The organism is Achromobacter sp. RW408, assembly GCF_003184165.1.
In the GTDB taxonomy this organism is placed as follows: domain Bacteria; phylum Pseudomonadota; class Gammaproteobacteria; order Burkholderiales; family Burkholderiaceae_B; genus Achromobacter; species Achromobacter xylosoxidans.
Map to the genome: position 1 here is coordinate 1,285,524 of NZ_QHHO01000046.1, position 12,741 is coordinate 1,298,264.

The window sequence follows — 12,741 nt, forward strand, 5'->3', positions numbered from 1 at the left end:
GGCCGGCCGCCGGCGCGGGCTGAGCCACACCCTGCCGCCGGTCACGACAAGCCGCCAGACGCTTGCGGACCGCCGGACAGCCCCCGCCCGCCAGGACACCAGGAGACAACCGTGAATGCCTGCCCCGCCGAACTGAACTTCGCCAGCCACCTGGCCGCCTTGAACGCGCCGCGCGCCGCCAAGCTGGCCTACATCGACGACACCCGCCAGCTCACCTACGGCGAACTGGCCGAGCGCGTGGCGCGCATGGCGGGCGCATTGCGCCAGTTGGGGCTGCGGCGCGAGGAACGCATCCTGCTGTTGATGCAGGACACGGCGGATTGGCCGGTGGTGTTCCTGGGCGCGCTGCACGCCGGCGTGGTGCCCGTGGCCGTGAACACCCTGCTGACGCCGGACGATTACGCCTACATTCTCAACCACAGCCGCGTGCGCGCCGCCTTCGTCTCCGAGAGCCTGCTGTCGACCTTGCTGGCCGCGCTGGCGCAGGCGCCCGGCGAGGTCGAACACATGGTGGTGTCACGCCCCGCGGCGGCGCTGCCCGCCGGCGCGCACGAACTCGACGCATTGCTGGCCGCCGCCCCGCTGGCGCCGGCCGCGCGCACGCTGTCCGATGAGATCGCCTTCTGGCTGTATTCGTCGGGCTCCACCGGCAAGCCCAAGGGCGTGGTCCACACCCATGGCAACCTGTGGCACACCGCCGAGCTGTACGCCAAGCCGGTGCTGGGCATCCGCGAGGACGATATTGCATTCTCCGCCGCCAAGCTGTTCTTCGCCTACGGGCTGGGCAACGGCCTGACCTTTCCGCTGTCGGTGGGCGCCACCGTCGTGCTGATGGCCGAGCGGCCGACGCCGCAGGCCGTGTTCCAGCGCCTGGTGCGGCACCGCCCGACCGTGTTCTACGGCGTGCCGACGCTGTACGCCAGCATGCTGGCCGCGCCCGACCTGCCGCCGCGCGAACAGGTGGCGATGCGCGTGTGCACCTCGGCCGGCGAGGCCCTGCCTCGCGACATCGGCGAACGCTTCCAGCGCCATTTCGGCTGTGACATCCTGGACGGCATCGGCTCGACCGAGATGCTGCACATCTTCCTGTCGAACCGCGCCGGCCAGTTGCGCTACGGCACCACCGGCAAGCCGGTGCCCGGCTATGAGGTGCAACTGCGCGACGACAACGGCGCGCCGGTGGGCGCTGGCGCGATTGGCGACCTGTACATCAAGGGCCCGAGCGCCGCGCTGATGTACTGGAACAATCGCGACAAGACGCGCCAGTGCTTCCTGGGCGACTGGCTCAAGAGCGGCGACAAATACATCTGCGACGCCGACGGCTACTACACCTATGCCGGCCGCAGCGACGACATGATCAAGGTCAGCGGCCAGTACGTGTCGCCGGTGGAAGTGGAGAACGTGCTGGTGCAGCACGAGGCGGTGCTCGAAGCCGCCGTGATCGGCGTGCCGGACCACGACGGCCTGGTCAAGACCAAGGCCTACGTGGTGCTGCGCCCGGGCTACGCGCCGGACGCGAACACCGGCGCCGACCTGCAGCGCTATGTGAAGCAGCACCTGGCGCCCTTCAAGTATCCGCGCCAGATCGACTTCACCGATGAACTGCCCAAGACCGCCACCGGCAAGATCCAGCGATTCCGCCTGCGCCAGCTGGAACAGGTCACGCCATGAGCGCCGTGCCCGCTCCCGAGCCCGCTGCCCTGGCCGACGTGCGCGCGGCGGGCCGCGACCTGCGCCTGGAATACCAGTGGATCGCGGCGTCGCGCCAGGGCGCGCCATTGCTGGTGTTCCTGCACGAAGGCCTGGGCTCGGTGTCGATGTGGAAGGACTGGCCAAGGCAAGCTTGTGAAGCCGCTGGCTGCCGCGGGCTGGTCTATTCGCGTTACGGCTATGGCCGCTCCACGCCGCTGGCCACCGGCGAAAGGCGTGCGGTCGACTTCATGCACCGCGAGGCCGCCGACGCGCTGCCGGCGCTGCTCGCCGCGCTCGGTATCGATGCCAAGCGGGATCGCCCCATCCTGTTCGGCCACAGCGATGGCGGCTCCATCGCCCTGCTTTACGCCGCCATGCAGCCGGACGCAGTCGCGGGCGTGGTGGTGGCCGCGCCGCACATCTTCGTCGAGGACCGCACCGTGGCGCATATCGAACAGGCGCGCCAGGCCTACCGCGACACCGACCTGCGCGCGCGACTGGCGCGCCATCACGACGACGTCGACTCGGCCTTCCGTGGCTGGAACGACGTCTGGCTGGACCCCGCCTTCCGCAGCTGGAACATCGAGGATCACCTGCGCGCCATCGCCTGCCCGGTGCTGGCGATGCAGGGCGTGGACGATGAGTACGGCACGCTCGAACAGATACGCGGTATCCGGCGCGCCGCGCCGCAGACGCGGCTGCTGGAAATTCCCGACTGCCGCCATTCGCCGCACAAGGACCAGCCCGCCACCGTAATCCAGGCCATCGCCGGCTTCGTCGGCGCGCTGGACCAACCCGGCCGCCCCAGCGGCAGCCCATGACAAGCACGGAGACACCACCATGACCCACGCCCTGACCCGGGCCGCGCTGAGCGCGGCGCTGATGCTGGCCGCAAGCGGCGCCCTGGCCGCCGACAAGCTCAAAGTCGGTTTCATGCTGCCCTACAGCGGCACCTACGCCGCGCTCGGCAACGCCATCGAGAACGGCTTCAAGCTGTATGTGGCCGAGCAGGGCGGCAAGCTCGGCGGGCGCGAAATCGAATACTTCAAGGTGGACGACGAATCCAATCCGTCCAAGGCCGCCGAGAACGCCAACCGCCTGATCAAGCGCGACCAGGTCGACGTGCTGATCGGCACCGTGCACTCGGGCGTGGCGATGGCGCTGGCCAAGGCCGCCAAGGACGCCGACACCACCCTGATCGTGACCAACGCCGGCGCCAACGCCATCACCGGCCCGCTGTGCGGCCCCGGCATCTTCCGCACCTCGTTCACCAACTGGCAGCCGGCCTACGCCATGGGCCCGGTGGCCAAGGCGCGCGGCCACAAGACGGCGGTCACCATCACCTGGAAGTACGCGGCCGGCGACGAGGCCATCGGCGGCTTCAAGGAAGGCTTCGAGCAGGCCGGCGGCAAGGTGGTCAAGGAACTGAGCCTGCCCTTCCCCAACGTCGAATTCCAGTCGCTCCTGACCGAGATCGCCGCGCTCAAGCCCGATATGGTGTTCACTTTCTTCGCCGGCGGCGGCGCGGTGAAATTCGTGCAGGACTATCACGCCGCGGGACTGGACAAGACCATCCCGCTGTACGGCTCGGGCTTTCTCACCGACGGCACGCTGCAGGCGCAGGGCGCGTCGGCACAGGGGCTGCTGACCACGCTGCACTATGCCGACGGCCTGAACACGCCGCGCGACAACGCCTTCCGCGCCGACTACGGCAAGACCTACAACATGCAGCCTGACGTATACGCGGTGCAAGGCTACGACGCCGCGCAACTGATGCAGTCGGGGCTGGCGGCGGTCAAGGGCGACTTCGGCAAGAAGGCCGAATTCCGCGAAGCCATGCGCGGCGCCACGGTCGACAGCCCGCGCGGCGCATTCACGCTGTCCAAGGCCGGCAACCCGGTGCAGGACATCTACCTGCGCCGCGTCGACGGCCTGGAGAACAAGGTGGTCGACGTGGCCGTGCGCAAGCTGGCCGACCCGGCCCGCGGCTGCAAGCTCTAGGACCGGAGAGTCCCCATGGACCTCGGCATCCTGCTCATCCAGAGCCTGAACGCCTTCCAGTACGGCTTGTTGCTGTTCTTGGTGGCCAGCGGGCTCACGCTGATCTTCGGCATCATGGGGATCATCAACCTGGCGCACGGCAGCTTCTACATGATCGGCGCCTACATGGCGTTCGCGCTGGGGCCGGCGGTGGACCGCTGGCTCGGCGGCGGCTTCATCGCCACCCTGGCGGTGTGCGTGCTAGCCGCCGCCGCGCTCGGCTACCTGCTGGAGGCGGCGTTCTTCAGCTACCTGTATCGCCGCAACCACCTGCAGCAGGTGTTGATGACCTACGGCCTGATCCTGGTGTTCGAGGAACTGCGCAGCATCCTGGTGGGCAACGACGTGCACGGCGTGCCGCTGCCGTCCTGGCTGCAGGGCAGCATCGCGCTGGGAGACGTGATGACCTACCCGGTGTACCGGCTGTTCATCTCGGCGGTGGGCATCGCGGTGGCGCTGCTGCTGTATTGGGTCATCGCGCGCACGCGGCTGGGCATGATGCTGCGCGCCGGCGCCAGCAACCGCGAGATGACCGGGTCGCTGGGCATCGACGTCAACAAGCTGTACCGGCTGGTGTTCGCCGCCGGCGTGGCGCTGGCGGCGCTGGCCGGCAGCATCGCCGCGCCGGTGTCGTCGGTGTATCCGGGCATGGGCAACGGCGTGCTGATCATCTGTTTCGTGGTGGTGGTGATCGGCGGCATCGGCTCGATCCGCGGCGCGTTCCTGGCGGCGATGCTGGTGGGCGTGGTCGAGACCTTCGGCCAGGCGCTGTTCCCCGCCGCCGCGGGCGTGCTGGTGTACGTGCTGATGGCCGCGATTCTGCTGTGCAAGCCCGAAGGGCTGTTCAAACAGGGCTGACCATGAATGTGAATCGACTCCTGCCTGTCGCGCCCCTGCTGGCGCTGGCCGCCTTCGCCTGGAGCGGCAGCGACTACTACACCGGCCTGGCCGTGAAGATCATGATCTACGCGGTGTTCGCGCTCAGCCTGCAATTGCTGGTGGGCGGCGCGGGGCTGGTCAGCCTGGGCCATGCGGCGTTCTTCGGCATCGGCGCCTATGCCGCCGCGCTGCTGTCGCCGTCCTCGGAAGCGGCCAGCCTGTGGTGGCTGCTGCCGGCGGCGCTGCTGGCCGCGGCCGCCTACGCCGCGCTGACCGGCGCGCTGGCGCTGCGCACTCGCGGCGTGTACTTCATCATGGTGACGCTGGCCTTCGCGCAGATGGCGTACTACGTGTTCCATGACACCAAGGTCGGCGGCGGCAGCGACGGCATCTACCTGTATTTCCGGCCGCGGGCCGAGATCGGCGGCTGGCTGCCGTTCGACCTGGACCAGGGCAATGCCTATTACTTCTTCGTGCTGGCCTGCCTGGCGCTGACCTGGGGCTTCCTGGCCCTGCTGCGGCGCTCGCCGTTCGGCGCGGCGCTGGCCGGCATCCGCATCAACGAACAGCGCATGCGGGCGGCCGGCTATTCCACCTATCCCTACAAACTGGCGGCCTACGTCATCGGCGCCGCGCTGGCCGGCCTGGCCGGCTTCCTGTTCGCGCTCAAGGACGGCTTCGTCACGCCCGAGCTGCTGGCCTGGGAACAGTCGGGGCTGGTGCTGCTGATGGTGATCCTGGGCGGCATGGGCAGCCTGGGCGGCGCGGTACTGGGCACGGCCACGCTGGTGCTGTTGCAGGAGCTGTTCCAGTCGCAGGCGCTGTTCGGCGACTACGCGCGCCATTGGCATCTGCCGCTGGGCCTGGCCATCATCGCGCTGGTGGCGCTGCTGCCCGACGGCCTGGCCGGCCTGCCGGCGCAGTGGCGCCAGCGTCGCGCGCGCCACGCCCCGAACGCGCCGGCCGCGCCGGCCGCGCCGGCCGCATCGCCCGCCGCCAAGCCGCTGCCCCTGCCGATCCAAGGAGAGCCTCATGCCTGATCCCCTGCTGACCGCCGACGCGGTCACCCGGCGCTTCGGCGGCCTGACCGCCGTCAACGGGGTGTCGCTGGCATTGCAACGCGGCGAAGTGCATGCCGTCATTGGCACCAATGGCGCGGGCAAGTCGACCCTGATCAACATCCTGTCCGGCGAACTCGCGCCCAGCAGCGGCCAGGTGTCGCTGGGCGGGCGCGACATCACCGCCTGGGGCCAGCCCGAGCGCGCCCGCGCCGGCCTGGGCCGAAGCTACCAGCGCTCGACCCTGTTTCCCGAACTGAGCGTGTTCGAGAACTGCCGGCTGGCGGCGCAGGCGCGGCGCCAGCGCTTCTGGCACTGGTGGCGGCCGGCCTCGGCCTGCGCGGTCAGCGCCGACCTGGCCGCGCAGGCGCTGGAGCGCACCGGCCTGGCGGCCGACGCCGCGCGGCCGGCGGGCCTGCTGCCGCATGGCCGCAAGCGCCAGCTCGAGATCGCCATGTGCCTGGCCGGCGAACCGCAGGTGCTGCTGCTGGACGAACCGCTGGCCGGCATGGGCCCGGAGGAAACCGACCGCATCCTGGCGCTGCTGCAGACACTCAAGGCCAGCCACGCCATCCTGCTGGTGGAGCACGACATGGACGCGGTGTTCCGCATCGCCGACACCATCACCGTGATGGTCAACGGCAGCAGCATCGCCAGCGGCGACCCGGCGCGGATCCGCGCCAATGCCGAGGTGCGCACCGCCTACCTGGGCGAAGACCTGGACGGAGACTTCACATGCGCGCACTGATCGAGGCCGATGGCCTGCATGTGTACTACGGCGCCAGCCACGTGCTGCGCGGCGTCGGACTGCGTATCGGGGCGGGCGAGTCCGTCGGGTTGGTGGGCCGCAACGGCATGGGCAAGACCACCCTGATCCGCAGCCTGGTCGGCCAGGTGCGCAGCGCCCAGGGCCGCGTGGCGGTGCGCGGCGCCGACTGCACCCGCGCCCGGCCGCACGCCATCGCGCAACTGGGCGTGGCCTACGTACCCGAAGGCCGCGGTATCTTCCCCAACCTGAGCGTGCGCGAGAACCTGCTGGTGGCGGCGCGCGCCGGCGAACAGGGGCGGCGCGACTGGACCTATGCGCGGGTGCTGGAGACCTTCCCACGCCTGACGGAACGGCTGGGCCATGGCGGCCAGCAGTTGTCGGGCGGCGAACAGCAGATGCTGGCGATCGGCCGGGCGTTGATGACCAACCCCGACCTGCTGATCCTGGACGAAGCCACCGAGGGCCTGGCGCCGCTGATCGTGGCCGAGATCTGGAAGATCATCCGGCAGATCCGCGCCACCGGCATGTCGACGCTGATCGTCGACCGCAACTACCGCGCCGTGCTGGCGCACACCGACCGCTGCCTGGTGATGGAAAAGGGATTGATCGTGCGGGACGGCGACAGCGCGGCGCTGGCCGCCGCGCCGGAACAACTGACGCGCTACCTGGGCGTCTGATCGCCCCGCGCCTGCTCCCTGGAGCGCGGGGCAAAAGCGTCAGATCAGCGCTTCGATCAGGAACGGACCGCGGCGCTTCAGGCCGTCCTGCAAGGCGCGGGCGAAGCCTTCCACGGTATCGACGCTGACCGCCTCCACGCCCATGCCGCGCGCCAGGTGGGTCCAGTCCAGATAGGGCTCTTCCAGGTCGAGCATGCGGCGCGCGTTGCGGCCCGGCTCCTGCACGCCCACGTTCTTCATTTCGCCGTGCAGCGTGGCGTAGGAACGGTTGGCCAGGATCACCGTCAGGCAGTCCAGGTTTTCGCGCGCCTGCGTCCACAGCGCCTGCAAGGTGTACATGCCGCTGCCATCGGCCTGCAGGGTGATGACCTTGCGGTCCGGGCAGGCCACCGCCGCGCCGGCCGCCAGCGGCAGGCCGATGCCGATGGCGCCGCCGGTCAGCATCAGCCAGTCGTGCGGCGCGCTGCTGGCGCTGTAGATCGGGAATTCACGGCCCTGGGTGATGGACTCGTCGCAGACGATGGCGTTGTCGGGCAGGTGATGCGCCACCAGGATGTTGACGGCGGCGCCGGTCAGCTTGCCGCTGGCCGGCACCTCGTAGGCCGGCGCCGGCGCGGCCAGGCGCGGCGCGTCGGCGGCGATGCCGAGTTCGTCGGCCAGCCATTCCAGCGCGTGCGCCAGGTCCTGCTCGACGGTGGCCAGCACGATCTTCTCGCAGTCCTCGGGCGCCAGCAGGCTGGGCTTGCCGGGATAGGCGAAAAAGCCCACCGGCGCCTTGGCGCCGACCAGCACCAGGTGGCGCACGTCCTTGAGCTTGGCCACGGCCAGGTCGATCGGATAGGGCAGCCGGTCCACCGGCGTGCGGTCGCCGCCGCGCTCGATGCGGCGGTTGGAGGTTTCGGACAGCAGCCGCACGCCGGTGGCGCGCGCGATGCGGCCGGCGGCGTCGAGCGCGCGCTGGCGCAGCGCGGTGCTGCCCAGCATCAGCGTGGTGACTTCGCCGGAACGGATCGCCTTGGCGGCGGCGCGCACGGCCTCGATGGTGGTGTGCGGCACGGCTTCATCGACCACTTTGACCACCTGGGAGTCGGCAGGCAGCTCGGTCCAGGCGGAGTTGGCCGGCAGGATCAGGGTGGCGATGTTGCCCGGATGGCGGCGCGCCACGGCAATGGCCTCGGCGGCATCGGCCGACATCGATTCGGCCGACATGCCGCGCTTGACCCAGTGCGACATGGGACGCGCCACGCCTTCGACGTCGCTGGTGAGCGGGGCGTCGTACTGCACGTGGTAGGTGGCGTGATCGCCGACGATGTTGACCATCGGCGTGCGCGCGCGCTTGGCGTTGTGCAGGTTGGCCAGGCCGTTGCCCAGGCCCGGCCCCAGGTGCAGCAGCGTCGCCGCCGGCTTGTCGGCCATGCGCGCGTAGCCATCGGCGGCGCCCGTCACCACGCCTTCGAACAGGCCCAGCACGCAGCGCATCTTCGGTTTGCGATCCAGCGCCGCGACGAAGTGCATCTCGGACGTGCCCGGGTTGGCAAAGCAGACGTCCACATCATTGGCCAGAAGGGTATCGCAAAGACTATCAGCGCCGTTCATCGTGTTTCCCTGGTTGTTTTGTATCGGGCGGGCGCAAGCGGCTGCGCGCCCTTCTCCGGCAATCATAGGGAGGGTAACGCAAACCGGCTAGAGCCATTTGCGGCGCCCGGCATGGAACCATTTCAGGGGTTCCGGCAGCCGGAATTTCCAGGGCGGCCGCGGCGCCGGCAAGCGCCGGAAACAGAACGGCCCGCTTGCGCGGGCCGTTCCGGGCTCATGCCGTCACGTTCAGCGGATCGGCCACGGATACATCGCGCCGCCCTTGCTCCACAACGCGTTGGTGCCGCGTTGCAGGCCCAGCTTGCTGTCCTTGCCGACGTTGCGCTCGAACACTTCGCTGTAGTTGCCCACGGCCTTGATGGCGTTGTAGGCCCACTTCTCGTCCAGGCCCATGTTCTTGCCAGCGCCCGGCGTCACGCCCAGGATGCGCGAGATGTTGGGGTTGTTGCTCTTGAGCATCTCGTCCACGTTCTTCTGCGTGATGCCGTATTCCTCGGCTTCCAGCAGAGCGAACAGCGTCCAGCGGACGATGCCCAGCCAGTTCTCGTCGCCCTGGCGCACCATGGGGCCGAGCGGCTCCTTGGAGAAGCGCTCCGGCAGAATCTCGTAGTCGTCCGGCTTGGCGACCTGCGTGGCGCGCACCGCGGCCAGTTGCGAGGCGTCGTCGGTGAAGGCGTCGCAACGGCCCGATTCGAAGGCGCGCACGACTTCGGTGACCTTGTCGATCACGACCGGCTTGAATTCGATATTGTTGGCGCGGAACCAGTCGGCCAGGTTCAGTTCGGTGGTGGTGCCCGGCTGCACGCAGACGGTGGCGCCGTTCAGTTCCTTGGCGCTTTTCACGCCCAGCTTCTTGTTCACCAGGATGCCCTGGCCGTCATAGAAGCTGGCCGCCACGGCCGACAGGCCCAGCGAGGTGTCGCGCGTCTGCGTCAGGGTGACGGTGCGCAGCAGCACGTCGACTTCGCCCGATTGCAGCGCGGTGAAGCGTTGCTGGGTCGACAGCGCGGTGCCCTTGAACTTGGTCGGGTCGCCGAACACGGCGGCGGCGACGGCGCGGCAGATGTCCACATCCATGCCTTCCCATTCGCCCTTGCTGTTGGTGGCCGAGAAGCCCGAAACGCCGTCGGTCAGGCCGCACTGCACGTAACCCTTCTTCTTGACCGCATCCAGCGTGGGGCCGGCCACCGCCGCCTGGGATGCGCACGCCAGGGCAAGCGCGCCGGCAGCAAACGAAATCAACCGCTTCATTATTGCTTCTCCTGAATTAGATGCCCGCGCCGGCCTGTAGGCCCGCGGCGGCTGAAACCAAGCCCATGCTTTGCGGGCCGGCCGCCAGATTACGCCATGTCCACGGCGTGAACAACGCACACCGGCCTAGTGGAAACCCGAGTAGCAAATGGATGCGGACGAGCGCAGGAAGTCCGGTGATCGAACTTTATTGGCAGCTGTGCGCCCCGGTTGGCGCGGCCCTGCGTGCCATACTTTTTTCGCGCCCTGTCCGCTGGACGGCGCGATCACCAACCCACAGAAAAACCGGCCGCGCCACAACAAAAACCGCGGGACGCGCGCCGGCATTCGGCCGATTCATGGAGGAGACAAATCCATGGCACTCGCAAGGAAACCGCAGCTCCGCAGCCCCGCGGCAAGGTATCGCCGCCACGCCCTCAAGACCCTGTTGTGCGCCGCCCTGGCCGCCCTCGGCCTGGCCGCCGGCCCCGCCCAGGCGGATGACTGGCCCAGCAAACCCATCAAGATCATCGTGCCCTACACGCCGGGCGGCTCCACCGACATCGTCACCCGCATCGTGATGGAAAAGCTCGGCCCGCGCCTGAAGCAGACCATCATTGTCGAAAGCCGCCCGGGCGCCAACAGCAGCGTGGGCTCGGCGATCGCGGCCAAGGCCGACCCGGACGGCTACACCTTCCTGTCGATCCTGCCGGCCTACATCATCAACTTCCACCTCTACAAGCTGGGCTACAAGCCCGAGGACCTGACGCCGGTGGCGCAGATGGCCGACCTGCCGCTGTTCCTGTTCGTCTCGCAGGACCTGCCCGTCAACAGCGTGGCCGAGCTGGTGGAATACGCCCGCAAGCATCCCGACAAGCTCACCTATGCCTCCAGCGGCAACGGTTCCAGCGCGCACCTGACCGGCGCCGACTTCGCGCTGCGCAACAAGATCACCATGACGCACGTGGCCTACAAGGGCAGCGCGCCGATCCTGACCGACCTGCTGGGCGGCCGGGTGTCGATGGTGTTCGACCCGATCCTGGTGCCGATGCAGTACGTCAAGCAGAACCGCCTGAAGGCGCTGGGCTTCACCGGCAAGCAGCGCTGGCCCACCGAGCCGTCGATTCCGACCATGGAAGAGGCCGGCATGCCGGGCTTCGTCACCGGCTCCTGGGCCGGCCTGATGGCGCCGGCCAACACGCCCAGGCCGATCATCGAACGCATGGCGCGCGAGATCAGCGAAATCGTGCAGGAACCGGACGTGCGCCAGAAGTTCCTGGATGCCGGCTTCCTGCCGGCCAGCGGCACCTCCGCGCAGTTCGCCGAACTGATGAAGCAGGACTCGGCGCGCTACGCCGGGATCATCCAGCAGGCCCGCATCACGGTGGATTGAGCAACACGGGGCGCGCCGCGCGCGCCCCATCGGAAGCAACAACCATGATCGACAAGTTCATCGACACTCCCGCGGCCGCCGTGGCCGACATCCACGACGGCGCCACCGTGCTGGTCAGCGGCTTCGGCGGCGCCGGCATGCCCACCGAACTGCTGCACGCCCTGATCGAGCAGGGCGCGCGCGAACTCACCGTGGTCAGCAACAACGCAGGCAACCACGAGACCGGCCTGGCGGCCCTGATAAAGGCCGGCCGGGTGCGCAAGGTGATCTGCTCGTTTCCCAAGGCCTCGCATTCGTGGGTCTTCGACGACCTGTACCGGCGCGGCGGCATCGAGCTGGAATGCGTGCCGCAGGGCACCATCGCCGAACGGCTGCGTGCCGCCGGCGCCGGCCTGGGCGGCTTCTTCACCCCCACGGCCTACGGCACCGAACTGGCCGCCGGCAAGGAAACCCGCATCATCGATGGCCGCGGCCATGTATTCGAGACGCCGCTGCACGGCGACTTCGCCCTGGTCAAGGCCGATCTGGCCGACCGCTGGGGCAACCTGACCTACCGCAAGAGCGCCCGCAACTTCGGCCCCATCATGTGCATGGCCGCGAAGACCACCATCGTGCAGGTGCGCGCCAAGGTGGCGTTGGGCGAGCTGTCGCCCGAGGCCGTGGTGACGCCGGGCATCTTCGTCAAGCGCGTCACCCAGGTGGCCCACTCCGCGTTCTCCAGCTGAAGGATTCCCATGCCCACTCCCCTTACCCGCGAAGCCATGGCGCGACGCCTGGCCCAGGACATTCCCGACGGCAGCTACGTCAACCTGGGCATCGGCATGCCGGTGCTGGTGGCCGCCCATTTGCCCGCCGGCCGCGAAATCGTGCTGCACAGTGAAAACGGCATTCTCGGCATGGGCCCGCCGCCGGCCGAGGACGACATCGACCTGGACCTGATCAACGCCGGCAAGCAGCCGGTGACGCTGCTCGAAGGCGGCGCCTATTTCCACCACGCCGATTCCTTCGCCATGATGCGCGGCGGCCACCTGGACATCTGCGTCATGGGCGGCATGCAGGTCGCGGCCAACGGCGACCTGGCCAACTGGTCCCTCAACAAGCCGGGCGAAGCGCCGGCCGTGGGCGGCGCCATGGACCTGGCGGTGGGCGCGCGCAGCGTCTACATCCTGATGGAACACAACAGCAAGGACGGCTCGCCCAAGATCGTCGAGCGCTGCACCTATCCGCTGACCGGCGCCGGCGTGGTCGACCGCATCTACACCGACCTGGCCGTGATCGACGTCACGCCCGACGGCCTGCGGGTCCGGGATATGATCGACGGCATGACATTGACAGCGCTGCAGGCGCGCACCGGCGCGCCGCTGCGCGCAGGCTGATGCTGCCCAACCTTCCCCCGCCCGGCTACGC

General features: G+C 69.0%; 12 protein-coding genes. 10 read left to right on the forward strand and 2 right to left on the reverse strand.

The features are described from left to right. Positions 1–111: 111 nt before the first annotated feature. Genes DK459_RS16040 through DK459_RS16070 form a run of 7 tightly spaced genes read left to right on the forward strand, consistent with a single transcriptional unit; the run spans position 112 to position 7,115 of the window. Positions 112–1,671 carry a benzoate-CoA ligase family protein gene (locus tag DK459_RS16040; protein ID WP_110134861.1) on the forward strand — a complete coding sequence of 520 codons (1,560 nt, stop codon included), beginning with the start codon at positions 112–114 and terminating at the stop codon, positions 1,669–1,671. After that, positions 1,668–2,513: an alpha/beta fold hydrolase gene (locus DK459_RS16045; RefSeq protein ID WP_110134862.1), complete on the forward strand. Its 846-nt coding sequence runs from the start codon at positions 1,668–1,670 to the stop codon at positions 2,511–2,513. The genes DK459_RS16040 and DK459_RS16045 overlap by 4 nt, the downstream gene beginning before the upstream one ends. Positions 2,514–2,532: 19 nt before the next feature. Continuing rightward, positions 2,533–3,693, forward strand: a complete 1,161-nt coding sequence (locus tag DK459_RS16050; RefSeq protein ID WP_070781860.1) for an ABC transporter substrate-binding protein — start codon at positions 2,533–2,535, stop codon at positions 3,691–3,693. Between the two features lie 15 nt (positions 3,694–3,708). Further along, positions 3,709–4,590, forward strand: a complete 882-nt coding sequence (locus DK459_RS16055) for a branched-chain amino acid ABC transporter permease (RefSeq protein ID WP_110134863.1) — start codon at positions 3,709–3,711, stop codon at positions 4,588–4,590. 2 nt (positions 4,591–4,592) lie between these two features. Then, positions 4,593–5,651: a branched-chain amino acid ABC transporter permease gene (locus DK459_RS16060; protein ID WP_110134864.1), complete on the forward strand. Its 1,059-nt coding sequence runs from the start codon at positions 4,593–4,595 to the stop codon at positions 5,649–5,651. Beyond that, the gene (locus DK459_RS16065; RefSeq protein ID WP_038504272.1) at positions 5,644–6,417 is read left to right on the forward strand and encodes an ABC transporter ATP-binding protein; all 774 of its coding nucleotides are present in this window, start codon (positions 5,644–5,646) and stop codon (positions 6,415–6,417) included. Before DK459_RS16060 ends, DK459_RS16065 begins: the two co-directional genes overlap by 8 nt. After that, positions 6,405–7,115 (forward strand): ABC transporter ATP-binding protein, encoded by a 711-nt coding sequence (locus tag DK459_RS16070; protein WP_049050926.1) that lies wholly within the window; start codon positions 6,405–6,407, stop codon positions 7,113–7,115. The genes DK459_RS16065 and DK459_RS16070 overlap by 13 nt, the downstream gene beginning before the upstream one ends. A gap of 39 nt (positions 7,116–7,154) precedes the next feature. On the opposite strand, the gene DK459_RS16075 is transcribed toward DK459_RS16070, so the two are convergent. Together DK459_RS16075 and DK459_RS16080 are read right to left on the reverse strand one after the other, a co-directional pair. After that, positions 7,155–8,711 carry an acetolactate synthase large subunit gene (locus DK459_RS16075; RefSeq protein ID WP_006385545.1) on the reverse strand — a complete coding sequence of 519 codons (1,557 nt, stop codon included), beginning with the start codon at positions 8,709–8,711 and terminating at the stop codon, positions 7,155–7,157. Between the two features lie 228 nt (positions 8,712–8,939). Next, positions 8,940–9,962, reverse strand: a complete 1,023-nt coding sequence (locus DK459_RS16080) for an amino acid ABC transporter substrate-binding protein (RefSeq protein WP_006385546.1) — start codon at positions 9,960–9,962, stop codon at positions 8,940–8,942. 355 nt (positions 9,963–10,317) lie between these two features. On the opposite strand from DK459_RS16080, the gene DK459_RS16085 reads away from it, so the two are divergent. From DK459_RS16085 to DK459_RS16095, 3 genes are read left to right on the forward strand one after another with little or no spacing between them, the layout of a single operon-like run. Continuing rightward, entirely contained in the window at positions 10,318–11,334 is a 1,017-nt protein-coding gene (locus tag DK459_RS16085; RefSeq protein ID WP_110134865.1) for a tripartite tricarboxylate transporter substrate binding protein, read from the forward strand. Between the two features lie 44 nt (positions 11,335–11,378). Then, a complete protein-coding gene (locus tag DK459_RS16090) occupies positions 11,379–12,059 on the forward strand; it encodes a 3-oxoacid CoA-transferase subunit A (protein WP_006385548.1) in 681 nt (226 codons plus the stop codon). 9 nt (positions 12,060–12,068) lie between these two features. Beyond that, a complete protein-coding gene (locus DK459_RS16095; RefSeq protein ID WP_006385549.1) occupies positions 12,069–12,710 on the forward strand; it encodes a 3-oxoacid CoA-transferase subunit B in 642 nt (213 codons plus the stop codon). The last annotated feature ends 31 nt before the right edge of the window (positions 12,711–12,741 follow it).